This is a genomic window from Paracoccus caeni, from assembly GCF_016629665.1.
In the GTDB taxonomy this organism is placed as follows: Bacteria; Pseudomonadota; Alphaproteobacteria; order Rhodobacterales; family Rhodobacteraceae; genus Paracoccus; species Paracoccus caeni.
The window spans coordinates 1,037,647-1,059,869 of sequence record NZ_JAEPRQ010000001.1; the positions used below are offsets into that span (position 1 = coordinate 1,037,647).

At 62.1% G+C, this 22,223-nt stretch carries 21 protein-coding genes; 10 read left to right on the forward strand and 11 right to left on the reverse strand.

The features are described 5' to 3' along the window. Nucleotides 1-2: 2 nt before the first annotated feature. The 5 genes from ftsA (at nt 3) to recN (ending at nt 7,001) form a co-directional block, all read left to right on the forward strand. Nucleotides 3-1,337: a cell division protein FtsA gene (gene ftsA, locus JJJ17_RS04910; RefSeq protein ID WP_200684181.1), complete on the forward strand. Its 1,335-nt coding sequence runs from the start codon at nt 3-5 to the stop codon at nt 1,335-1,337. 222 nt (nt 1,338-1,559) lie between these two features. After that, a complete protein-coding gene (ftsZ, locus tag JJJ17_RS04915; protein ID WP_200684183.1) occupies nt 1,560-3,155 on the forward strand; it encodes a cell division protein FtsZ in 1,596 nt (531 codons plus the stop codon). Between the two features lie 228 nt (nt 3,156-3,383). After that, nucleotides 3,384-4,313: a UDP-3-O-acyl-N-acetylglucosamine deacetylase gene (gene lpxC, locus JJJ17_RS04920; protein WP_200684184.1), complete on the forward strand. Its 930-nt coding sequence runs from the start codon at nt 3,384-3,386 to the stop codon at nt 4,311-4,313. A gap of 164 nt (nt 4,314-4,477) precedes the next feature. Continuing rightward, nucleotides 4,478-5,326 carry an outer membrane protein assembly factor BamD gene (locus JJJ17_RS04925; protein ID WP_267911088.1) on the forward strand — a complete coding sequence of 283 codons (849 nt, stop codon included), beginning with the start codon at nt 4,478-4,480 and terminating at the stop codon, nt 5,324-5,326. 28 nt (nt 5,327-5,354) lie between these two features. Further along, on the forward strand, nt 5,355-7,001 hold the full coding sequence (gene recN / locus JJJ17_RS04930; protein ID WP_200684185.1) for a DNA repair protein RecN: 1,647 nt from the start codon (nt 5,355-5,357) through the stop codon (nt 6,999-7,001). A 15-nt stretch (nt 7,002-7,016) separates the two neighbouring features. Here recN and JJJ17_RS04935 read toward each other — a convergent pair whose 3' ends face one another. The 6 genes from JJJ17_RS04935 to JJJ17_RS04960 all read right to left on the reverse strand — a co-directional run bounded on the left by JJJ17_RS04935 (nt 7,017) and on the right by JJJ17_RS04960 (nt 12,197). Next, nucleotides 7,017-7,331 (reverse strand): YlmC/YmxH family sporulation protein, encoded by a 315-nt coding sequence (locus tag JJJ17_RS04935; protein ID WP_200684186.1) that lies wholly within the window; start codon nt 7,329-7,331, stop codon nt 7,017-7,019. 95 nt (nt 7,332-7,426) lie between these two features. Then, entirely contained in the window at nt 7,427-7,762 is a 336-nt protein-coding gene (locus JJJ17_RS04940; RefSeq protein ID WP_200684187.1) for a hypothetical protein, read from the reverse strand. A gap of 97 nt (nt 7,763-7,859) precedes the next feature. Beyond that, on the reverse strand, nt 7,860-8,729 hold the full coding sequence (gene mmsB, locus JJJ17_RS04945; RefSeq protein ID WP_200684188.1) for a 3-hydroxyisobutyrate dehydrogenase: 870 nt from the start codon (nt 8,727-8,729) through the stop codon (nt 7,860-7,862). Then, a complete protein-coding gene (locus tag JJJ17_RS04950; protein WP_200684189.1) occupies nt 8,726-9,748 on the reverse strand; it encodes an enoyl-CoA hydratase/isomerase family protein in 1,023 nt (340 codons plus the stop codon). Before JJJ17_RS04950 ends, mmsB begins: the two co-directional genes overlap by 4 nt. 3 nt (nt 9,749-9,751) lie before the next feature. After that, entirely contained in the window at nt 9,752-10,897 is a 1,146-nt protein-coding gene (locus JJJ17_RS04955; RefSeq protein ID WP_200684190.1) for an acyl-CoA dehydrogenase family protein, read from the reverse strand. A gap of 169 nt (nt 10,898-11,066) precedes the next feature. Further along, nucleotides 11,067-12,197, reverse strand: a complete 1,131-nt coding sequence (locus tag JJJ17_RS04960; protein WP_200684191.1) for a carboxylate-amine ligase — start codon at nt 12,195-12,197, stop codon at nt 11,067-11,069. 601 nt (nt 12,198-12,798) lie between these two features. On the opposite strand from JJJ17_RS04960, the gene JJJ17_RS04965 reads away from it, so the two are divergent. After that, nucleotides 12,799-13,170 carry a PEP-CTERM sorting domain-containing protein gene (locus JJJ17_RS04965; protein WP_200684193.1) on the forward strand — a complete coding sequence of 124 codons (372 nt, stop codon included), beginning with the start codon at nt 12,799-12,801 and terminating at the stop codon, nt 13,168-13,170. 62 nt (nt 13,171-13,232) lie between these two features. On the opposite strand, the gene JJJ17_RS04970 is transcribed toward JJJ17_RS04965, so the two are convergent. Beyond that, nucleotides 13,233-14,732: a CoA-acylating methylmalonate-semialdehyde dehydrogenase gene (locus tag JJJ17_RS04970; RefSeq protein ID WP_200684195.1), complete on the reverse strand. Its 1,500-nt coding sequence runs from the start codon at nt 14,730-14,732 to the stop codon at nt 13,233-13,235. Nucleotides 14,733-14,834: 102 nt separating this feature from the next. On the opposite strand from JJJ17_RS04970, the gene JJJ17_RS04975 reads away from it, so the two are divergent. From JJJ17_RS04975 to coaD, 3 genes are all read left to right on the forward strand, one after another. Next, the gene (locus tag JJJ17_RS04975; protein WP_200684197.1) at nt 14,835-15,746 is read left to right on the forward strand and encodes a LysR family transcriptional regulator; all 912 of its coding nucleotides are present in this window, start codon (nt 14,835-14,837) and stop codon (nt 15,744-15,746) included. A 57-nt stretch (nt 15,747-15,803) separates the two neighbouring features. Next, nucleotides 15,804-16,265 (forward strand): CBS domain-containing protein, encoded by a 462-nt coding sequence (locus JJJ17_RS04980; RefSeq protein ID WP_200684198.1) that lies wholly within the window; start codon nt 15,804-15,806, stop codon nt 16,263-16,265. 86 nt (nt 16,266-16,351) lie between these two features. Then, nucleotides 16,352-16,843, forward strand: a complete 492-nt coding sequence (gene coaD, locus JJJ17_RS04985) for a pantetheine-phosphate adenylyltransferase (protein ID WP_200684199.1) — start codon at nt 16,352-16,354, stop codon at nt 16,841-16,843. Here coaD and JJJ17_RS04990 read toward each other — a convergent pair. The 4 genes from JJJ17_RS04990 to JJJ17_RS05005 all read right to left on the reverse strand — a co-directional run bounded on the left by JJJ17_RS04990 (nt 16,840) and on the right by JJJ17_RS05005 (nt 21,111). Next, the gene (locus JJJ17_RS04990) at nt 16,840-17,562 is read right to left on the reverse strand and encodes an SDR family oxidoreductase (protein WP_200684200.1); all 723 of its coding nucleotides are present in this window, start codon (nt 17,560-17,562) and stop codon (nt 16,840-16,842) included. The genes coaD and JJJ17_RS04990 overlap by 4 nt on opposite strands. A gap of 172 nt (nt 17,563-17,734) precedes the next feature. After that, on the reverse strand, nt 17,735-18,232 hold the full coding sequence (locus tag JJJ17_RS04995; RefSeq protein ID WP_200684201.1) for a bactofilin family protein: 498 nt from the start codon (nt 18,230-18,232) through the stop codon (nt 17,735-17,737). After that, a complete protein-coding gene (locus JJJ17_RS05000) occupies nt 18,222-19,535 on the reverse strand; it encodes a M23 family metallopeptidase (protein ID WP_234463868.1) in 1,314 nt (437 codons plus the stop codon). Before JJJ17_RS05000 ends, JJJ17_RS04995 begins: the two co-directional genes overlap by 11 nt. Nucleotides 19,536-19,713: 178 nt before the next feature. Beyond that, the gene (locus tag JJJ17_RS05005) at nt 19,714-21,111 is read right to left on the reverse strand and encodes a helix-turn-helix domain-containing protein (protein WP_200684202.1); all 1,398 of its coding nucleotides are present in this window, start codon (nt 21,109-21,111) and stop codon (nt 19,714-19,716) included. A gap of 300 nt (nt 21,112-21,411) precedes the next feature. Here JJJ17_RS05005 and JJJ17_RS05010 point away from each other — a divergent pair, with 300 nt between their 5' ends. Next, complete coding sequence (locus JJJ17_RS05010) at nt 21,412-22,221, forward strand: acyltransferase family protein (RefSeq protein ID WP_200684203.1); 810 nt, start codon at nt 21,412-21,414, stop codon at nt 22,219-22,221. Nucleotides 22,222-22,223 lie beyond the last annotated feature (2 nt).

Consider the following 22,223-nt stretch of genomic DNA (forward strand, 5'->3'; position numbering starts at 1 on the left):
CGATGCCAGAGCTTTACGAAACGCAGCGCGCCATGCGCAATATTCGCCGCGCAGCCCTGCAACGCGGTGTGATCGGCATCCTTGATATCGGCACCTCGAAGATCGCCTGTCTGGTGCTGCGCTTTGACGGCACCGGCACGTTCCGCGAAACCGACGGTGTCGGGCCGATGGCAGGGCAGGCGAATTTCCGGGTGATCGGCGCGGCCTCGACCCGGTCGCGCGGCGTGCGCCGGGGCGAGATCGAGACCATGGCCGAAACCGAACGGGCGATCCGCACCGTGGTCACCGCCGCGCAGAAAGTGGCGGGCGTGCGGGTGGATCATGTGATTGCCTGCCTGTCTGGCGGGCGTCCGGCCTCTTACGGTTTGGCGGGTGAGATTTCCTTGGCGGCGGGCAAGGTCCATGAATACGATATCGCCTCGGTTCTGGCCGCCTGCGATGCGCCGGATTTCGGGCGCGGGCGCGAAGTGCTGCATGCTCAGCCGGTGAACTTCGCCGTGGATAACCGCAGCGGGCTTGCCGATCCGCGCGATCATGTCGGCAACAAGCTGGCCTGCGACATGCATGTGCTGACCGTCGATGGCGACGCCATCGGTAACCTGATCCAGTGCATCCGCCGTTGTGATCTGGAACTGGCGGGGATTGCCTCGGCTTCCTATGCCTCGGCCCGTGCCTCGATGGTCGAGGATGAGCAGGAATTGGGCGGGGCCTGCATCGATTTTGGTGGCGGCGGAACCGGCGTATCAGTTTTTATCCGCAAACACATGATCTTCTCGGATAATGTTCGAATTGGCGGCAACCTGATCACGCAGGATATTGCCCAAGGCTTGCGGGTGTCCTTGCCTGTGGCCGAGCGTCTGAAGACCCTGAATGGCGGTGTCGAGGCCACCGGACGCGATGATCGCGACATGATCGAGGTGGGCGGAGATACCGGCGATTGGGAATCCGACCGTCGTGCCGTCAGCCGTGGCGATGTCATCGGCGTGATGCGCCCGAGGGTCGAGGAGATTCTGGAAGGTGTCCGCGAAGTCCTTGATGCGGCTGGATTTGACTCGCTTCCCAGCCAGCAGATCGTGCTGACCGGCGGCGGCAGCCAGATCCCCGGTCTGGACGGGCTGGCCGCGCGTATCCTTGGCCCCAACATCCGCTGCGGGCGTCCGCTGCGCATCGATGGGCTGGCGCACCAATTGACCGATCCCAGCTTCTCCAGCGCGGTCGGTCTGGCGTTGTTCGCGGCGCATCCGCAGGACGAATGGTGGGATTTCGAAATCCCCGCCGACCGCTATCCGACCCGCAGCCTTCGGAGGGCTTATCGCTGGTTCAGGAATAACTGGTAAGGCATTCAACGCTCTGGAATGTGTGTGGGCGGGCCGCGCCTCACCACATTCTGCGTTGATGGCAAGATACCGCCAAGCAATAGGCTGCTGACCGCCATATTTTGTGGTTTCAGCCGCTTTTTCGGATGACGAGACCTGCCTCAACCGGTAGGATTATCTACATGCGGGGATTCGGGCAGGCGCATATGGCCCGACAAAACAGTGAATAAACAGGCGGAACCCATGAACCTCAATCTGATGATGAACGACGAAGACGAGCTGAAGCCGCGGATCACCGTGTTTGGTGTGGGCGGCGCTGGCGGAAACGCGGTCAACAACATGATCGAGAAGCAGCTTGACGGGGTCGAGTTCGTGGTGGCGAACACCGACGCGCAGGCGCTGGCAGGGTCGCGGGCGACCAGCCGCGTTCAGATGGGTCCGAAAGTGACCGAGGGTCTGGGCGCTGGCGCAAAGCCCTCGATCGGGGCGAAGGCCGCTGAAGAGACCATCGAGGATATCGTCGATCACCTGATGGGCGCGCATATGTGCTTCATCACCGCCGGGATGGGCGGCGGCACCGGCACCGGCGCCGCGCCGATCATCGCGCAGGCCGCGCGTGAGATGGGCATCCTGACCGTCGGCGTCGTGACCAAGCCGTTCCAGTTCGAGGGCAGCAAGCGGATGCGTCAGGCCGAAGAGGGCGTCGAAGCCCTTCAGAAGGTCGTCGATACGCTGATCATCATCCCCAACCAGAACCTGTTCCGGCTGGCGAACGAAAAGACCACCTTTACCGAAGCCTTCGCCATGGCCGATGACGTGCTGTATCAGGGCGTCAAGGGCGTGACCGACCTGATGGTCCGTCCGGGCCTGATCAACCTCGACTTTGCCGACGTGCGCGCGGTGATGGACGAGATGGGCAAGGCGATGATGGGCACCGGCGAAGCCTCGGGCGAGAACCGGGCGCAGGAAGCCGCCGAGCGTGCGATTGCCAACCCGCTCTTGGACGAAATCAGCCTCAACGGCGCCCGTGGCGTGCTGATCAACATCACCGGCGGCTACGACATGACCCTGTTCGAGCTGGACGAGGCCGCAAACGTGATCCGCGACAAGGTGGACAGCGATGCGAATATCATCGTCGGCTCGACCCTTGACCCGGATATGGACGGCTCGATCCGCGTGTCCGTGGTCGCGACCGGCATCGATGCCAGCGCTGCCGTGGCCGATATTCCGGCCCCGCGCCGCAGCATGGCCGAACCGCTGACCCAGAACCCGCCCGTCACCCGCAAGGAAGATGTCGCGGTCGAGGATGATCTGCCGGTTCCGCCGCGCCGCAATCCGGCCCCCGCCGCCGAGATCCGTCACGAGCAGCAGCCTGCCGCCCGCGTCGAACATGACGTGCCGCCCCCGGCCTATCAGCCGAAAGAGCAGCCGACCCGCGCCGCCGCCGTCCGCATCGAGGATGACAGCAACGACTTCGTCGCGCCGCGCCCGGCAGCAGGTGGCCGTGGTCAACCCGGCCCGGAAGTAATGGAGCGTCTGCGCCGCGCGGTCGAGCATCACGGTGAGCGTCAGCAGGCGCAGCAACGCGCCCCCGAACCCGAAGCGCCGCGCAACCAAAGCCGCATGGCCGGTCTTGGCCGCATGCTGGAGCGGATGGCAGGTCACGGCGATCAACCCGCCCCGCAAAAGCCCGCCGCCTCGTCGATTTCCGAGCGCGTGAATGAGCGTGTGGCGGTTCGTGCCCGTCAGCAGGAAGCCGATTTTGACGATCTGGCCAGCCCGGACAGCGCTCAGGACAATGTCGAAATCCCGGCATTCCTGCGTCGTCAGGCGAACTGATAGCGTTCACGAAAACGATACGATCGAGCAGGGAAAGGGCCGCCTCGGGCGGCTCTTTTTCTTTTTGTTTCAGCGGCTTGTTTGCCATCCTCGCATTGTCGGCGATAACCGGCCCGCGAATGTTTCACCCCGTCACAATTCGTTAGTTGAACGTGCCCGTCAGCGGTCCTAGCTGGAATGATGTCGGAACAATCGATTCCGGCTAACGGATTTGAAGGCAGGCAGAAAATGCAGGCGACGCTGAAAAAAATGGTGAAATTCTCGGGCATGGGGCTGCATAGCGGCGCCCCTGTCCGGCTGGAAATCCATCCCGCGCCTGCAGGCCACGGCATTGTCTTTCGCCGCACCGACCTGCAACCCGCCGTGGATATCCCGGCGCTGTGGGATCACGTCACCCCGTCGAAGCTGTGCACGCTGATGGATGACGGCAAGGGCACCACCCTGTCCACGGTCGAGCATGTCATGGCCGCTTTGGTCGGCACCGGCATTCACAATGCGCTGGTGACCGTCGATGGCCCGGAAGTGCCGATTCTCGACGGTTCCTCGGCACCCTTTGCCGATGGCATCCTGCGCGCGGGGATCGAGGTGCTGGATGCGCCGCTGCGCGCGATCCGCGTGCTGCGCCCGGTCGAGGTGCGCGAGGGTGAGGCTTTTGCCCGTCTGGAACCGGCCGATCACCTGCAGATCGATTTCGACATCGACTTCGTTGATGCCGCCATCGGTCATCAGGAAAAGCGGCTGGACATGGCCAATGGCGCTTTCCTGCGCGAACTGGCCGACAGCCGCACCTTCTGCCGGCAGTCGGATGTCGAGGCAATGCGCCGCAATGGTCTGGCCCTTGGCGGCACCTATCTGAACGCGGTCGTCGTTGATGGCGCGAAGGTTCTGTCGCCGGGTGGTCTGCGCCACCGGGATGAAGCTGTGCGCCACAAGATGCTGGACGCAATGGGCGATCTTGGCCTTGCCGGTGCGCCGCTTCTGGCCCGCTATACCGGCCACCGCGCCGGGCATGCAATGACGAACCGTCTGCTGCGGGCCTTGTTTGCGGACCCGACGGCGTGGGAATGGGAAACCTGTTCGCCCGCGCTGGAAGATCGTCTGCCGGGTGCCGGTGTGGCCAATTACATCGTAGAGCAGAATGATTGGGCGGTCGCGTAACCTTGCGCGGCCGCAGCCGATTTTCGCCGCTGCGTCCCATAGTATTTCAATGGCGAAATTCAATGGATTGCCATTTTGCGCCCCCTGATGTTCTGTGCTAGGAGATGCCGGCAGCCGCGCCAGAAACGGGTGGCCGCTCAGAAGAATCGTAGGGCAGGGTGAATATGGCGCGCTCGAAAATATCGGCAACCATGATGGCTGCGGTCGTAGCGGGTATGACGCTGGCCGGATGCTCTGGTTCCTCATCGGATGCCGAGCGGCGGAATCTGGATCGCTTTACCGCCGAGCAGATCTATAAGCGTGGCGAGTATGAGCTGGAAAACAGCCGCAAGCCGGAAGACGCAGTTTTCTATTTCAGCGAGGTCGAGCGGCTTTACCCCTATTCCGAATGGGCCAAGCGCGCGCTGATCATGCAGGCCTATTCCAACCACCGGGCCAAGAACTATGAAGAGGCGCGGGGCGCGGCGCAGCGGTTCATCGACACCTATCCGGGCGATGAAGATGCGGCTTATGCCCAGTATTTGCTGGCTCTTTCCTATTATGACCAGATTGATGAGGTTGGCCGCGATCAGGGTCTGACCTTCCAGGCGCTCAGCTCGCTTCGCACGGTGATCGAGGAATATCCCGACAGCGAATATGCCCGCAGCGCCATTCTGAAATTCGATCTGGCCTTCGATCACCTTGCCGCCAAGGAAATGGAGATCGGTCGCTATTACCTGAAGCGCGGCCATTACGCCGCCTCGATCAACCGCTTCCGCGTCGTGGTCGAGGAATTCCAGACGACCACCCAAACGCCCGAGGCTTTGTTACGTCTGGTCGAGGCCTATCTGGCGCTTGGCCTGAATGACGAGGCGCAGACGGCGGGTGCGATTCTGGGCCACAACTTCCAGTCCTCGCCCTTCTACGATGACGCCTATCGCCAGCTTCGCGGTCGCGGACTTTCGCCGGAAGCAAGTGGCGATAGCTGGCTGACCAATGTCTATCGCCAGATGATTCAGGGCCGCTGGCTGTGATGCCAAGCGCCGCCTGAGGGGGCGCAAGATGCTGCGATCGCTTGATATTCGCAATATGCTGTTGATTGACCGGCTCGAACTTTCGTTCGGGCCGGGTCTCAACGTGCTGACTGGCGAGACCGGGGCGGGCAAGTCGATTCTGCTGGATTGTCTGGGCTTCGTTCTGGGCTGGCGCGGGCGGGCCGATCTGGTTCGCCAAGGTGCGGCGCAGGGCGAGGTGACGGCGGTGTTCGATCTGCCCGAGGATCATCCGGCCCATTCGGTTCTGTCGGATGCCGGGATCGAGATCGACGAAGGCGAACTGATCCTGCGCCGTGTGAATGGCGGCGACGGGCGCAAGACTGGCTATGTGAACGACCGTCGTGTCTCGGGCGAGGTGCTGCGGCAATTGTCCGAGGCGCTGGTCGAACTGCACGGTCAGCATGATGATCGCGGGCTTTTGAACCCTCGCGGCCACCGGCTGTTGCTGGATGCTTTTGCCGGGCTGGATCTGGAACCCGCCCGGCGTGCCTGGGCCGAACGTCGCGCCGCCTTGCGCGATCTGGATGAGGCCGAGGCGCGTCTGGCCGCCGCCCGCAGCGAAGAGGATTTCCTGCGTCATGCGGTGAAGGAATTGGACGATCTCGCCCCCGTTGCGGGGGAGGAGGCCGAACTCGACACACGCCGCCGCGCGATGCAGGCGGCAGAACGTATTCGCGGCGATGTCGCCCGCGCCTTGCAGATGCTGGGCGGTGAGGGGGCCGAGGGCGCGATGCTGGACGCGAACCGCTGGCTTGAGGGTGCCGCCGACCGGGCCGAGGGGCGTCTGGACGAGCCGATCTCGGCCTTGTCGCGCGCGCTGATCGAACTGGGCGAGGCGCATCGCGGGGTCGAGGATGCGCTGCGCGAGATGCAATTCGATCCCGCCGCGCTGGAAGCCGCCGAAGAGCGGCTTTTCGCCCTGCGCGCTTTGGCCCGGAAGCATGACGTTCTGGCCGACGATCTGGCCGGTCTGGCGGATGAGCTGCGCCAGAGGCTAGGTCGGATCGATGCCGGTGAAAGCATGATCGCCGATCTGCGCCAACGCGCTGATGAGGCCGCGCGCCGTTACGAGGATGCGGCGGCGCTGCTGTCCAAGTCGCGGAAGACGGCGGCGGGGCAGTTGGACAAGGCCGTATCGGCCGAGCTTGCACCCCTGAAGATGGAACGCGCGGTGTTTGAGACCATCGTCTCTGCCGCCGAACCGGGACCGGACGGGCAGGACGCAGTGGCCTTTACCGTCGCCACCAATCCCGGCGCGCCTGCCGGTCCTTTGGACAAGATCGCCTCGGGCGGTGAGCTTTCGCGGTTTCTGCTGGCGCTCAAGGTATCGCTGGCGCGGGGCAATGATGCGCTGGTGCTGATCTTTGATGAGATTGACCGCGGGGTTGGCGGCGCGACGGCGGATGCCGTGGGACGACGGCTGAAGGTTCTGGCGGATACGGCGCAGGTGTTGGTGGTGACCCACTCTCCGCAGGTCGCGGCGCTTGGAAACAGCCATTTCCGGGTGGCGAAAACGGTGGCCGACGGCATGACCACCTCGGGCGTGTCGGCGCTGGATCATCCGCAAAGGGTGGATGAGATCGCGCGAATGCTGTCGGGTGACCGGATCACCGACGCGGCGGTTGCGGCGGCACGGTCGTTGCTGGAGGGGTAGGGATCAGGCCCCCTATCACTGGCCCTCAACAGGCCGCAGGATCGACAAAATCTTGCCGTTCTCGGGATCGATACGCACCAGCATATCGTTGATGATCGCATAGCGATCACCTTCGGGGGCCAGTGCAAGCCCGTAATCCTCGGGCTGCTCGACAATCACCGCCTGCTCAAGCGAGACGACATCGCCCACCGCGACCTCACCCGCCTCAGCCGAGCCGGGCTGTTCCAGAACGGCCATTTCCGTGTCTTCGGGTGACTGGGCGGTGGCGAGGCCGGAAACGATCATCACGCCCAGGATTGCGGCCAGCGCAACCGGCTTGTGAGCCTTCATCACAGTAACTTCCTTGACTGACTTGAGGAATGAACCGCCTTCCTGCGGCATCGGTTCCGTAGCTTGCGGGGACGGGCAAGGTTCTGCCGGAAGGATCAGTCCAGAACTTCGGCGTGACTGCGCAAAACCGAGAGGATTTTGAAGGACGAAGCATCCACCCGGACCAGCGTGTTCGAGACGATGGCATAGTGGCTGCCCGGAAGCTCTGGCCCAAGGCCATATTTGCCGGGTCGATCGATCAGGTGAATGGAATCGCGCGGCGGCACATCGCCGGCGCTGAAGCCGACAATTGTGGGGGTGATGCCTGCCTCGATGGCGGCAGGCGATGCCGCCACCGGCCCATCCCTCTGTCCGCTGCCGAACAGGTTGTGGGCCAGCGCCGTGACGCCTGCCAAAGCGGCGACGGCTGCAATTGTGACAACGTGTCTCATATTCTCGGTCGTCAGTAGATCTGCCTATGGGACCGGAACCATCCAGAACGGCTCCGGTTCCGTCACTGACGGTTTGGTTCCCCCAAAAAACGCCCTTTCAGCGATTTTTTTCGGTGAACCGTGGCAACATTGCCGAAAAGTCGCGCCCCTGACCGCCTTCTTCCTCGACAAAGACGCGATAAAGCTCGCGGGCAAGCGCACCCATCGGCGTGTCCGCGCCCGCCGATTGCGCCGCCGATTGCGACAGTGTCAGGTCTTTCAGCATCAATTCAGACGCGAAACCGGGTTTGTAATCATTGTCCGCAGGCGATTTCGGGCCGATGCCGGGGGCCGGGCAATAGGCATTCATGCTCCAGCTATAGCCCGACGAGGTGGACACCACGTCGAACATCTTCTGCCGGTCCAGCCCAAGCTTGTCCGCCAGCGCAAAGGCCTCGCAGGTGGCGATCATGGTGACGCCAAGGATCATGTTGTTGCAGATCTTGGCCGATTGTCCCGCGCCCGAGGCTCCGCAATAGACCGTCTTCTGCCCCATGATGTCAAAGAGCGGCTGGACCTTGGTGAATTCGTCCTCACCGCCGCCGACCATGAAGGTCAGCGTGCCCGCCTGCGCCCCGCCGATCCCGCCGGATACGGGCGCGTCCAGCGCGCCAAGCCCGGCCTCATGGGCCAGCCGCGCCACCTCGCGGGCGCTGTCCACATCGACGGTCGAACAATCGCAGAGCACCGCGCCGGGTTGCATCGCCGGGATCGCCTCGGCAGCGACCGAGCGCAGGATACGGCCATTCGGCAGCATGGTGATGACCACATCCGCGCCCGTCGCGGCCTCTGCGCTGCTGGCGGCCTTGGTCACGCCCTCGGGCATCGGGGCGGCCATGTCGAAACCTGCTACCTCATGCCCGGCCTTGGCCAGATTGGCGGCCATCGGCCCGCCCATATTCCCCAGACCGATGAATCCGATTTTCATTTCGCGTCCTCCCAGTTCAGTTCCTGATCACCCAAGGGGGCCAACATCCTGTTCACATGCTTGGGCGATGCATCCGCGCGCCATGCGGGATTGCGATCCTTGTCGATGATCTGGGCGCGCACGCCCTCGATGAAATCGCCCAGTTCGGTGGCGCGCCAGGTGAAGCGATATTCGCGGCTGAGCGCGTCCTGAATGCGCTGATCGCCCCGCGCGGCGCGGACCATCACCAGCCCCGCCGCCATCGACAGCGGAGAGTTGCGGCGGATCGGTTTCAGCATGTCCTCTTCACCGGCCTGTTCGAGCGTCTTGACGATCTCGTCCAGATTCTTCCCCCCGAAGGCGGATAGATCGCGGTCGGCCAGTTCCGAGTCCGGGCGTTTCGCGCCCTTGATCGAGGCAGTCTCGCCGGTTTCTTCCAGCTTCGCGATCAGCGCGGGCCATTCGGCCTCGGGTAGATAGAAATCGGCGAAACCCGCATGTAGCGCATCGCCCGCGCCCATCCGTCCACCGGTCAGCGTCAGATATTCTCCAATCCGCCCCGGCGCGCGGGACAGAAGCCATGTCCCGCCGACATCCGGGATGAGACCGATCCCCGATTCCGGCATGGCGATCTGCGAACTGTCACCAACGATCCGGTGCGAGGCATGGCCGCCGACGCCCACACCGCCGCCCATGACAAAGCCCTGCATGAAGGCCACGACCGGCTTCGGATAATCGGCAATCGCCGCGTTCATCAGATATTCGTCACGGAAAAAGTCCCGTCCGATCTGATGATCGCCCGCCAGCCCCCCGCGATAGACGGCGGCAATATCGCCGCCCGCACAGAAGGCGCGGTCGCCCTTGGCGTCGATGATGACCAGCGCGACATCAGGGTCATGCCGCCATTCGTCCAGCGCCGCGTGCAGATCCAGAGCCATCTGATGGCTCAGCGCGTTCAGTGCCTGAGGGCGGTTGAAGGTGATGCGGCCTGCGCGGCCGGTCTTGCGGATCAGTAATTCGGGTGCGTTCGGATCGTCCATGGCTTACCCCCGTTCGGCCAGAAGCGCGCGGCCAACGATCAGCCGCATGATTTCATTGGTGCCTTCCAGAATCTGATGAACCCGCAGATCGCGGACGATCTTTTCGATCCCGTAATCGGCCAGATAGCCATAACCGCCATGCAGTTGCAGGCATTGATTGGCGACCTCAAAAGCGCGGTCGGTCACATAGAGCTTGGCCATGGCGCAGAATTTCGTGGCATCGGGCGCGCCTGTATCCAGCTTCCACGCCGCCTGCCGCAGGAAAATCCGCGCCGATTGCAGCGCAGTTTCCATCTCGGCCAGCCGGAATTGCAGCGCCTGAAACTGATCAATGGATTTGCCGAAGGCCTTGCGCTCGCCCATATAGGCCAGCGTCGCATTCAGCGCCGCCTGCGCCCCGCCAAGCGCGCCGGCAGAGATGTTCAACCGACCGCCATCCAGCCCGGCCATGGCATAGCTGAAGCCACGCCCTTCCTGTCCCAGCAGGTTGTCTGCGGGGATCACGCAATCATCGAACTGCACCTGACTGGTGGGCTGAGCACGCCAACCCATCTTGTCCTCAAGCCCGCCAAAGCTGAGACCCGGCGTGCGATCCTCGACGATGATGGTGCTGATGCCTTTTGGCCCATCCTCGCCGGTGCGGACCATGACGATATAGGCATCCGAATAGCTGCCGCCCGAAATGAAGGCCTTGGTCCCGTTAAGCGTCCAGCCATCATCGCCGCGCTGCGCGCGCGTCCGCAAGGCCGCCGCGTCCGAGCCAGAGCCGGGTTCGGTCAGGCAATAGCTGAAGACCTTTTCCATGCTGCAAAGATCGGGCAGGAAGCGGGCCTTGATCTCGTCGCTGCCGAATTTGTCGATCATGCCGCCGCACATATTGTGGATCGACAGGAACGACCCGACCGAGGGACAGGCCATGGCCAGTGCCTCGAAAACCAGCGTGGCATCCAGCCGCGACAGGCCAGAGCCGCCATATTCCTCGGCCACATACAGCCCGCCAAAACCAAGCTGCGCGATTTCGGACCACAGCTCTTTCGGGATCGATCCGTCGGCTTCCCAGGTTCGGGCGAACGGTGCGATACGGCTTTGACCGAAATCGTAAGCCATGTCGAAAATTGCCTGCTGTTCTTCGCTGAGTGCGAAATCCATGCGCTATCCCTCCCCTGATAATCGCGACCACGCGGGTCTAAGGTGCAAAGTTTTGCGGGTATGTTGCAAGAGCCGGGGCGGTGCGACATTGGCCGCATCCGCCACCCCTTCGGCTGCGGGCGAGTGCAAAGGACGGGTGTCCATTTTCGCCCCGTCACAGATCACGACGTCACAGATCACGGCGGAACTCCGTTACCAGATGCGCCACCACGGCCCTCAGCGCCTGATCGTGTGACGCCCCCGCAGCCATCGCGCCTGCCAGCACCTTGCGCTGTGCCTCGGCTGCGGTGCCGGCCTGCACCATCTCGCGCAGCCGCGCCACTGCGGGCTGGCAGTCCAGCGCGTCGGCATCTTCGGCGATCAGCTCCAGCCATGTCTCGGCCAGATCGGGGAAGGGGATGATCTCCTCGGCCCCGAAGTCGATCTGGCCCTTGGTGGTGCCGTAACGCACAGCCCGCCAGCGGTTCTCGCCCAGCAGGAAATTGTCGTAGTGCCGCCAGCGCGCATTTTTCAGCGACAACCGCCACAGCATCCGCGTGGTCGTCTGGATCAGCGCCGCCAGCGTGATCGTATCATCCAGCCGTGGGCAGGCATCGCAGATCCGCGTTTCCAGCGTCGGGAATTTCGACGAGGGCCGCATGTCCCACCAAATCTTGCTGCTATCCTCGATAATCTCCAGCCGGGTCAGCGCCTCGACCGAGCGTTCGAATTCGCCCCATCCACCCATTTGCGGCGGCAGGCCGGTGCGGGGCATATCGCCGAACACCGTGGTCCGGTAAGAGGCAAGCCCGGTATCATCCCCCTGCCAGAACGGGCTGGACGCCGACAGCGCCAGCAACCAGGGCAGGAAATAGCTGAACTGGTTCATCAGGTCGATCCGCAGCGCCTTGTTGGCGACGCCGACATGGACATGCATTCCGCTGATCAGCATCCGCCGCGCGACACCGCCCATATCGCGGGAAAGCTGGTTGTAGCGGTCTTTGTCGGTATGCACCTGTTCGCGCCAATCCGCGAAAGGATGGCACGAGGCAGAGATCGGGGCGAGGTCATAGAGGGTCGCCACCTCGGCCACATTGCCGCGCAGATCCGTCAGCATCTGCCGGGCGTCGACAATATTGGCAGCGACAGGGGTGCCGATCTCGACCTGACAGCGCAGAAATTCGGGGCTGAAACTGTTGCCCAGTCGGCGCTGGCATTCCTCCATGAAACCGTCGGGCGCGTGGACCAGATCACCGCTGTCGGGATCGACCAGCAGATATTCCTCTTCGATCCCAAGGGTCAGTTCGGGTTCATCGCGCATGCCAGCCCTCCTGGTTGAACGGAGTTGTCATCGGAGCCCGTAGGATTTAGAGCGTCAGAAGCTGACGAAAAACTTGCTCCGAATGGCTGAAACGCGCGGGAAAGAGTAATTTTACTGTCACGTTTTCGTGACAATTCTTTTTTGGCTATTTCATGCCTGCGCATGCAACTTTCAGATGTCGATAATAATATCATGACAAAACCGCAGCTTGTGCGAGTTTGATTGAATCTTCGTGGGGCACACCCGAATTGCGCTCAACTGCCGGTAAATTCGATGCAGGCCGTGATATATTCCGGTTGTGAGACTGTCTAAATCGCCAAGTTCCGAAATCTCCGACTGCTGTTAACGATTTATTTAGTTTGTTAAATGGTCGGGGGTTTACGTGACCTGTATAAGAACTTTGGCATGCGCTTCGGCAATTGCCATCGCAGCAAGTTGTGCCGGTGCGGCGACGATTGATTTCGAAAATGCATCTCTGGGCACTCATACCAACTATGTCGAGGACGGTTTTGTTTTCGACAAACTGCGGATTGTCAGGGGCGCTTGCGCCAATAATCCGACGAAGCCGTGTGGGGCCGAAAATGCTTTCCGCGACTCGACGATGACCCGTGTGAATGGCGGTGTGTTCGACGTGAAGAACCTGTGGTTCAACATCGTCAATCCCGCAGCGCCGTTGACGCTGGTTACGGATCGGGGCGAGGCGACCTTCTCGGTCGGCGCCTTCATTGATCAGGTTCTGATCGAACAGGGCAAAGGCTACACGCTTGATCTGACGAGCTACGCCATCTTCAAGGACGTCAGTTTCCTGAAGATTGTCGATATCACTTTGGGTCAAGCTGGAACCGGACATGGCAAGGGCAACCTGCGGTTTGACAATATCGAGCTTGCGGTCATGCCTGTGCCGGGCGCCGGAATCCTGCTGCTGGCAGGGCTTGGCGGTTTTGCCGCTTTACGTCGGCGGCAACGGGCCTGATCGCATTTACATGAGCAAGAAAAGAAGGCGGGATATTTCCCGCCTTCTTTCGTCTGATCGGATCAATCCATGGCCTTGAAGTTGAATTCTCCGCCTTCCTTGATCCCCGAGGGCCAGCGCGCGGTGACCGTCTTGGTCCGCGTATAGAAACGGAAAGCATCCGGGCCGTGCTGGTTCAGGTCGCCGAAGCCGGATTTCTTCCAGCCGCCGAAGGTGTGATAGGCCAGCGGAACCGGGATCGGAACGTTGACGCCGACCATGCCGATATTGATCCGACTGGCGAAATCACGGGCGGTGTCGCCGTCGCGGGTATAGATCGCGGTGCCGTTGCCATATTCATGGCTCATCGCCAGCCCGATCGCCTCTTCATAAGAACCGGCGCGGACGGTGGACAGGACCGGGCCGAAAATCTCTTTCTTGTAGATGTCCATATCCGGGGTCACCCGGTCGAACAGATGCGGGCCGACGAAGAAGCCGTCCTCGTATCCCTGCAGGCTGAAATCGCGACCGTCCAGGACCAGTTCCGCACCCTGATCGATCCCCGACTGAACTAGACGCAGGATGTTTTCTTTCGCAGCAGCGGTGACGACCGGACCGTAATCCACGTCATTGCCTGCGGTATAAGGGCCGACCTTCAGCTTCTCGATCCGCGGCACCAGCTTTTCGATCAGCGCATCGGCGGTCTTGTCGCCCACCGGCACCGCGACCGAGATCGCCATGCAGCGTTCGCCCGCCGCACCGTAACCGGCCCCGACCAGCGCATCCGCCGCCTGATCCAGATCGGCATCGGGCATGATGATCATGTGGTTCTTGGCACCGCCAAAGCATTGTGCCCGCTTGCCGGTCGCTGCCGCGCGCTCATAGATATATTGCGCGATCGGGGTCGAGCCGACAAAGCCCACCGCCTGAATGACCGGGTTGTCCAGAATGGCATCGACGCTGTCCTTGTCGCCATTGACGACCTGCAGCACGCCATCGGGCAAACCAGCCTCTTGCAGCAGTTGCGCCAGCATCAGCGGGACCGAGGGGTCACGCTCGGACGGTTTCAGGATCATCGCATTGCCTGCGGCCAGTGCCGGACCCATCTTCCACAGCGGGATCATCGCCGGGAAGTTGAACGGGGTGATCCCCGCCACGACGCCCAGCGGCTGACGCATCGAATACATGTCGATGCCCGGACCGGCGCTGTCGGTGAACTCACCTTTCAAAAGATGCGGCGCACCGATACAGAACTCGATCACTTCCAGACCGCGCTGAATGTCGCCCTTGGCATCGGGGAAGGTCTTGCCATGTTCCGAGGACAGAACCTCGGCCATCTTGTCCATGTCGCGGTTGATCAACCGCACGAATTCCATCATCACCCGCGCGCGGCGCTGCGGGTTGGTGGCGCCCCATTTGATCTGCGCCTTGGCGGCGCTGTCCACGGCGGCGTCAAGCTCGGCCTTGGTGGCCAGCGACAGTTTCGCCTGAACTTCGCCGGTCGCGGGATTGAAGACATCAGAGAAGCGGCCCGACGTGCCTTTGACTTCCTTGCCATCGATCCAGTGGTGAATCTCGCGCATCATATCCTCCTTGCGTGCTATCGGCACTGTAGCCTTGCGGAAATGCCGATCAAAGAGGCAAGATGACAAAGAAGTTTTGCATTTTCGCAAAGGGCAGGGCGGATGGATTGGGACGATCTTCGCATTTTTCTGGCTGTGGCGCGGGCGGAAAGCCTGTCGGGGGCTGGGCGAAGGCTGGCCATGGACGCCTCGACCATCGGGCGAAGGATCGCGCGGCTTGAACAGGCCATCGGCGCGGTTCTCTTTGCAAAAACGCCGCAAGGCTATGCGCTGACGGCCGAGGGCGAGCGGTTGATTGCCCCCGCCGAAGCCACCGAGCAGGCCGCCGCCGCCGCAAGCGAGGCCACACGAAGCGAGGCTGGTCTGACCGGACAATTGCGCATCGGTGCGCCGGATGGCTGTGCGAATTACCTGCTGCCGCAGATCGCCCGCGATCTCTGTGCGGCCCATCCGGGACTGGAGGTGCAGATCCTCGCTCTGCCGCGCGTGGTGAACCTGACCAAGCGCGAGGCCGATATGGCCGTTGCCGTCTCGGCCCCCGATACCGGGCGGCTGGTGGCGCAACGGCTGACCGATTACCGGCTGCATCTTGCAGCGCATCAGGATTATCTGGACCGTCATCCGCCGATCCGCGACATTGCCGATCTGAAGGGGCACGGGCTGATCGGTTATATCCCCGACATGATTTTTGATCGCGAACTGGATTATCTGTCGGAAACCGGGACGCAGACGGCTGCGATCACCTCGAATTCGGTGTCGGTGCAGATGCAGGCGATCCGGGCGGGGGCGGGCTTGGGCATCGTGCACGACTTCGCCATTCCCTTCGCACCCGGCGTGCGTCGGGTGCTGGAGGACAAGATTTCGCTGAAACGCAGCTTCTGGCTGATCCGGCATGCCGATGACCGGGCCTCACGGCGGCTGACGCTTCTGGCCGAGCTTGTGGCACAGGCGGTGAGGGCCGAAGTGTCACGCCTTCAGGCGGAAGTTTCGGCTGCACCCCATAGACTGGCTTGACGCAACGGGATTCGCGGCAAGATAATGAAATCAACAACTCGCGAAGGAGGGCGTTCGATGCTGGTCAACCAGTTGCTGTCGATGAAGACCATTTCCGGGAAAGACGGGATCGAGTCAGGCTCGATCATCACCATCGCCCCCGACGCGACCTTGGCCGAAGCGGTGCGCCTGCTTTCTGAACGCCGTATCGGCGCGGTGGTTGTCTCGACCGATGGCGCGACACCGGAAGGGATCCTGTCCGAACGCGACATCGTGCGCCAGCTTGGCGCGAACGGGCCGGATATCCTGTCCTCGCCGATCAACTCGATCATGACCAAGGCGGTGCAGACCTGCACGGCGGGCGAAGATGCGCTGGTGGTTCTGGACCGGATGACCCAAGGCCGCTTTCGTCACATGCCGGTGGTTGATGGCGATGGCCGGATGCTGGGCGTCATCTCGATCGGCGATGCGGTCAGCGGTCGGTTGAAGGAACTGGCGGCCGAGAAGGAAGCCCTGACCGGCATGATTATGGGCAGCTAGGCCACAGGCATTTTGGGCCACGGCCTTGCAATCCCGTGCGAAATCGGATTTTCCTGCGGGAAAGCCATGTTGAGGGACATGTAGCCATGCGCATCGGTCTGTATCCCGGCACCTTCGATCCGATCACTCTGGGCCACGTCGATATCATCCAGCGCGCCTTGGCGTTGGTTGATCGTCTGGTGATCGGTGTTGCGATCAATCGCGACAAGTCGCCGCTTTTCGATCTGGAAGAGCGGGTCGCGATGGTAAAGTCTGAATGCGATGCAATCGTGGCCAATCGCCCGGGCGAGATCATCGTTCATCCGTTCGAGAACCTGCTGATCGATTGCGCCCGCGATGTGGGCGCGACCGTGATCGTTCGCGGTCTGCGCGCAGTGGCGGATTTCGAGTATGAATTTCAGATGGTCGGTATGAACCGGGCGCTGGATTCGACTGTCGAAACGGTGTTCCTGATGGCCGATGCCCGGCGTCAGGCGATTGCCTCGAAACTGGTCAAGGAAATTGCGCGGCTGGGCGGCGATGTCTCGAAGTTCGTGACGCCCTCGGTGCGCGACTCGCTGGTTTCGAAGTTTCGTTAACCACGCCCGATGAAGGGCATGTTCGTGGCCATGACGGTCATGAACTGTGTGTTCGCCCCGTCCGGCATGCTTGCCATGTGCAGAACCGCATCCGCCACGACCGAGACATCCATCAGCGGCTCGGGGTTTCCTGAGGCGCTGCTGACCTGCGTCAGCAACTCGGTCGCAGCATTGCCGATATCGATCTGACCGCAGGCGATGTTGAAGGCGCGGCCGTCCAGCGACAGGCTACGCGTTAACCCGGTGACGGCGTGTTTCGACGTCGTGTAAGCGATCGAGCCCTCGCGCGGGGAATAGGCCGCAATCGAGCCATTGTTGATGATCCGCCCGCCTTGCGGAGACTGATGGCGCATGGCGCGAAAGGCCGCGCTGGCGCAATGAAACATGCCGGTCACATTGACCGCGATCACCTCGGCGAACAGAGCAGGGGATAATTCATCCGGCATTGTCGGCGGCGCACCGCGACCCGCATTGTTGAACAGCGCGTCAAGCCGACCCCAAGTGGCGAAAGCCGTCGCGAAGGCCGCATCGACTGCCGCTGCATCAGTTACATCGCATGGCAGGATCAGGGCTTCGCTTTGCGCCGCCGTCTCGCGCAGTGCGTCCTCGCCGCGGCCGATCAGGCCGACCCGCCAACCCGCCGCGATAAAACGTCTGGCTGTGGCGCGGCCAATACCGCTGCCTGCGCCGGTGACGAGGATGCTTTTCTGATCGGCCATGCTCTGTATCCCGCTGAAATCTCTCGATACCCGCCACCGCAGGTGATCTGTCGCGGGGCAGGATAGCGGGGCAGCCCATGTAACGAAACCTCGTTCAGCGCCGGCCTTGCGGCAGCACAAACGAAAACGGCCCGCGATGAAGCGGGCCGTTCAAAAGATCATCAGCGCGGGATTATTCTGCGCTCGGCGGGGCCAGTTTCTTGGTGCCGCCGCCATTGGCAATCGGGTCGTCCTGACGCTGAACCGAGCCCTCGAAATGGGCGCCGGATTCGATGGCGATTGTCTTGTGAATGATGTCACCCTCGACGCGGGCGGTGGCCGACAGGCGCACTTTGATGCCGCGGACGCGACCGACGACGCGACCGTTCACCACGATCTCGTCACCGACGATCTCACCCTTGATGGTGGCGCTTTCGCCGACCACAAGCTGATGGGCGCGTACGTCGCCTTCGACATTGCCCTCGATCTGGATATCGCCTTCGGTGCGGATATTGCCCGTGACGGTCAGGTCCGAGGAAAGAACCGACGGCGCGGTCCGGGCGCGCGGAGCCGCCGGAGGCGTTTCGCTGGCGCGCGGTTCAGGAGCTGCGGGAGCGGCGACAGGTTCTGCGCCAGCGGAAGCGGGGTTTTGTTGGGGGCGATTTTCAGTCACGCGGGTCTTAGAAAACATTCTCTGCTGCCTTGATGAAACTCATCGGGTCTACGGCCCGGCCATTCATGCGCACTTCATAGTGAAGATGCGGCCCGGTCGAGCGTCCGGTATTCCCCATATCACCAATCAGATCGCCTTGCGACACCCTTTGTCCCACGGTCACGCGAATGCGAGACAGGTGGGCGTAGCGCGTTTCGGTGCCAAGCTCGTGCTGGATCTTGATGAGGTTGCCATAGGCGCCCTGACGGCCAGCATGGGTCACGACGCCGTCGCCGGTGACATAGACCGGGGTGCCGGTCGGGGCTGCCATATCGATGCCCTCATGGGCGCGGCCCCAACGACGGCCAAAGCCCGACGTATAGCGGAACGAGGATTTCACCGGCATCGCCAGCGGCAGTTTCTCCATCGCGATCCGGTAGGTGTTCATCTGATCCAGCGTGACGATGATCTGGTTCGCCTTCGTCTCGCCCTGGCTCAGCGCCGCGTCACCGCGGGTCGAGTAGGATAAAGGGGTCAACGGGCCGCCTTGACCCGAATACCCTTCACGAATGGTCTCCAGCACGTCTTCAGGATTCATGCCGACCGAGCGGAAAACATCATCCAGCGGCTTCACCGAGATGGTCACGGCGTCCTCAAGCTGGGTCAGGATTTCGTCGTTGCGGGCAAGGATCTGGTCACGCTCCTGTGCCAGATCGGCGGCTGCCTTCTGTGCTTCTTCCGCCTGCTGCACGGCGCTGGCACGTTCGGTTGCTGCCTGACGCAGCTCTCCGGACAGGATGTCCAGTGCAGCGGTGAACTCTTCCCCGCGTTCGGGGCCGTGCATCGCATCGGTGCCGGTCATCGCGCTGGTGTCCGAGGCGATCCGTTGTGCGTCGTTCCGCTCGACAATGGTGTTGCGCAATGTTGACTGAACGACACCCAGGCCGGTCTCAAGCTCGCGGCGGCTTTCTTCCGAGGCCAGCAGTTGCGACTGCATCTGCGAGACCTGCTCAAGCGCGACGGTGAAACGGTTCTGCGCTGCCACCGCTTCGGCGGCGCGGGTGTCGCGTTCCTGCGAAAGCTGGTTCAGGCGCTCTTCAAAGGCGGCTTGGGTCCGCAGCATCTGGTCGCGCTGAGAGCCCGAACTGATCGCGTCGATGGCCAGGATCGAGCTGGCAACGAAGGTCCAGCCGACAGCCAGCGTGATCCCGCCAAGACCGGCAAGCTGGGTCAGCGGGCGAAGACGGATGAACCGCGTGGCATCATCGGAACGCAGGAACAGGTGCTTTTCGGGCAGGTAGCGTTCCAGCGACGCATTGATGCGGTTCAAGAGTCTTGGCAAGGCGTGTCCCCCGGTATCTGTCCCCTGTACGGTTGGGGCGATCTGTTCCGTTGTTGAGTGGATAAACAAGACCTGTGCCTTCTTGGCAACAAGGTAGCTACAGTTAGTTGTATTGATGCGCGAAAGCCCGCCCGACGGGCAATAATCCGCCGAAAATTCCCCGAAACGCCGCCTTCCTTCAGGCTATTTCATAAGGAAGCGGCCCATTTCGATCCGCCGGAATGCGCAGCGGCCTGTCGATGGGCGGCACCGAACGCTGATGGCAGGTCGGGCGCGGACAGATTCGGCACGAAATTCCGATGGGTTCATAGGCGGTCGGTCGGGTGAGGTCCAGACCGTCCGCATAGATCAGATGATCCGCATATCCGACCTCGCAGCCCAACCCGATCGCGAAGCGCCGGACCGGAGCATTGAACGCCCCTGCATGTTTCGAAACATCCCGCGACAGCAGCAGATACCGCACCCCGTCGGGCGTCTCGGCCAGTTGCCGCAAGAACCGGCCCGGCTGCTCGAACGCCTGATGTACGTTCCACAGCGGGCAGGCGCCTCCGAAGCGCGCGAATTGCAGCCGCGCTGCCGAATGCCGTTTGGTAATGGTTCCCGCCTGATCCACCCGCACGAAGAAAAATGGCACGCCCTTGGCACCGCTGCGCTGCAGGGTCGAAAGGCGATGCGCCACCTGTTCAAGCGAGGCTCCGAAAAGATGGGCGAGCCGTTCAAGGTCATGTCGTTCGGACGCAGCCGCCGCTATGAAGGCGCGATAGGGCATCAGCGCCGCACCGGCGAAATAGTTGGCAAGCCCGATACGTGCGATGTCGCGGGCGGTGCGGCTGCGAAATCGGGCCAGATCCAGCGTCGCGTCCAGCAGATCGGACTGACGCTCCAGCGCGACCAGATGCAGAAGCTGAAAGATCTGCGTGGCAGGCTCGGCGGCGGAATTGACCAACAGCTCTTTGCCCGCGCGCTGGAAAACCACGTTCACCGGCAACTCGACCTGCCTGACCGTGATGCCGCGATCTGCAAGCGCTGCCATCGCGACGGACCACGGCTCGGCCCGCACACCCTCGGGGCAGGCGAACCGTTCGGCCGCGCGATCAACCGCATCGATATAGTTGTCGCAATAGTGGAAGAAGTCGCGCACCTCTTCCCAGGGGGTGGTCAACGTGCTTTGCCCGGTAACACCGATCGCCTCATCCAGCGCGGCAAGGCGTTCCTGACTTTGCCGATGCACCCGGTAGAGATCCAGAAACGCCCGTGCCAGAACCGGCGTATTCGACGCCGCAAGCCGCAGATCGGCCAGCGGTGGCGTGGCGTCGAAGACCGGGTCTGCCAGTGCCTCCTGCATGTCGATCACCATCCGTTCGGCGTCACCCGCCGAAAGCGTCGTCAGATCGATGCCAAATTCCTGCGCCAGTCGCAGCAGCACCCCGGCCGAAATCGGCCTGTGGTTATTCTCCATCTGCGACAGATAGGGCAGCGATACCCCCAGCCTTTCGGCGAACTGGCGCTGCGTCAGCCCGCTGCGTCCGCGCGTTTCACGCAATGACGCGCCAGCATAGATCTTTTGCGTGGCCATCCATTTCTCCGGTATTTGCAAAATATTTTGTAGCGTTTGCAAATGCGCCGAGGCAAGCAGGATGAAGCAGAGAAGAAGCCAGGAAGTGGTGTCGATCTGGGTCATGGCCTGAGGATCGGCATAACCCGTTAAGATCAGGTTGCTTTCGGTGGCGTCTCTCTAATTTTAAGCGTTTTTCCTATCCCCATTAGTCAACTTGGGATTGTTTTCTGCCGGTATTGCAACAGGATAGACTAAATTTTCTTGACGGTTTCACGCCACCATCCAAACTGCATCCGGTTGATGTTCACGGTGTTTCAGATGACGACGACCTCCCCTCAGACGCTGAATGCCCGGCTTGGCGTTCGCGAAGGCGCGAATCCCGAGGCGCAGAAGCTGGACAGTTTTCCGCTGTTTGACTGGCTGCGGATCGTGCTGGCGTCTGTCGTGGCGCTTGGTCATCAGGGTATGCCGCCCATCGGGCCGATCACCGGCCATTTGTCGGTGATTGTCTTTCTGGCGCTGTCAGGCTGGCTGATCGGAGGGATCCTGCTGCAAACCTCGATCAGGGAATTGCCGCGATTCTTCTTCAACCGCGTCACGCGGACCTGGATTCCCTACGCATTCGCGATCGCGCTTGGCGTGCTGGCCGCCGTGCTCGCGCGGGATTTTCCCGGCTGGTACGAGGGCAGTGCAGTCCGGTTGGCGATCTGGGCGCTCACCGTGCTGGCCTTCGTGATCCTGTGGAATTACGAGATGCCGCCGATGCGGGCGATCTTTGCGGTGCTGTTGGTGCAAAGCCTTGCGATATCGGGGCCGCGCGACCGGGTCGGAATGTTCTTCGGCGCGGTGTCCTATCCGTTCTATCTCAATCACTGGATGGGCGCGTTTCTGGTCAATGGGATCGTCAACAACGTGGTAGCCATGCCCCCCGTGGTCTCGATCCCTATCGCCTTTGTCATCTCGCTGGGCGCGGGCATCGTGACATGGGCGATGATCGACAGATGGGTCATGCGGGATCGCAACGCATGGTATGGCCGTAAGCTTGGGATAAAACTGGGGATTGCGGCCTATGCGCTGGTCGTCATCGGGCTGATCGGTGGCAATATCATTCGGCTATATGGCGGATAGGC

What these genes read in the sequence shown, in the direction of transcription:
- JJJ17_RS05010 (WP_200684203.1), top strand. Translation starts at nt 21,412, where the DNA reads ATGACGACGACCTCCCCTCAGACGCTGAATGCCCGGCTTGGCGTTCGC.
- JJJ17_RS04955 (WP_200684190.1), bottom strand. Translation starts at nt 10,897, where the DNA reads ATGGATTTCGCACTCAGCGAAGAACAGCAGGCAATTTTCGACATGGCT.
- coaD (WP_200684199.1), top strand. Translation starts at nt 16,352, where the DNA reads ATGCGCATCGGTCTGTATCCCGGCACCTTCGATCCGATCACTCTGGGC.
- JJJ17_RS04990 (WP_200684200.1), bottom strand. Translation starts at nt 17,562, where the DNA reads ATGGCCGATCAGAAAAGCATCCTCGTCACCGGCGCAGGCAGCGGTATT.
- lpxC (WP_200684184.1), top strand. Translation starts at nt 3,384, where the DNA reads ATGCAGGCGACGCTGAAAAAAATGGTGAAATTCTCGGGCATGGGGCTG.
- JJJ17_RS04950 (WP_200684189.1), bottom strand. Translation starts at nt 9,748, where the DNA reads ATGGACGATCCGAACGCACCCGAATTACTGATCCGCAAGACCGGCCGC.
- JJJ17_RS04970 (WP_200684195.1), bottom strand. Translation starts at nt 14,732, where the DNA reads ATGCGCGAGATTCACCACTGGATCGATGGCAAGGAAGTCAAAGGCACG.
- JJJ17_RS04965 (WP_200684193.1), top strand. Translation starts at nt 12,799, where the DNA reads ATGACCCGTGTGAATGGCGGTGTGTTCGACGTGAAGAACCTGTGGTTC.
- JJJ17_RS04960 (WP_200684191.1), bottom strand. Translation starts at nt 12,197, where the DNA reads ATGCGCGATGAACCCGAACTGACCCTTGGGATCGAAGAGGAATATCTG.
- recN (WP_200684185.1), top strand. Translation starts at nt 5,355, where the DNA reads ATGCTGCGATCGCTTGATATTCGCAATATGCTGTTGATTGACCGGCTC.
- JJJ17_RS04975 (WP_200684197.1), top strand. Translation starts at nt 14,835, where the DNA reads ATGGATTGGGACGATCTTCGCATTTTTCTGGCTGTGGCGCGGGCGGAA.
- ftsA (WP_200684181.1), top strand. Translation starts at nt 3, where the DNA reads ATGCCAGAGCTTTACGAAACGCAGCGCGCCATGCGCAATATTCGCCGC.
- JJJ17_RS04995 (WP_200684201.1), bottom strand. Translation starts at nt 18,232, where the DNA reads ATGTTTTCTAAGACCCGCGTGACTGAAAATCGCCCCCAACAAAACCCC.
- ftsZ (WP_200684183.1), top strand. Translation starts at nt 1,560, where the DNA reads ATGAACCTCAATCTGATGATGAACGACGAAGACGAGCTGAAGCCGCGG.
- JJJ17_RS04940 (WP_200684187.1), bottom strand. Translation starts at nt 7,762, where the DNA reads ATGAGACACGTTGTCACAATTGCAGCCGTCGCCGCTTTGGCAGGCGTC.
- mmsB (WP_200684188.1), bottom strand. Translation starts at nt 8,729, where the DNA reads ATGAAAATCGGATTCATCGGTCTGGGGAATATGGGCGGGCCGATGGCC.
- JJJ17_RS04935 (WP_200684186.1), bottom strand. Translation starts at nt 7,331, where the DNA reads ATGAAGGCTCACAAGCCGGTTGCGCTGGCCGCAATCCTGGGCGTGATG.
- JJJ17_RS04980 (WP_200684198.1), top strand. Translation starts at nt 15,804, where the DNA reads ATGCTGGTCAACCAGTTGCTGTCGATGAAGACCATTTCCGGGAAAGAC.
- JJJ17_RS04925 (WP_267911088.1), top strand. Translation starts at nt 4,478, where the DNA reads ATGGCGCGCTCGAAAATATCGGCAACCATGATGGCTGCGGTCGTAGCG.
- JJJ17_RS05005 (WP_200684202.1), bottom strand. Translation starts at nt 21,111, where the DNA reads ATGGCCACGCAAAAGATCTATGCTGGCGCGTCATTGCGTGAAACGCGC.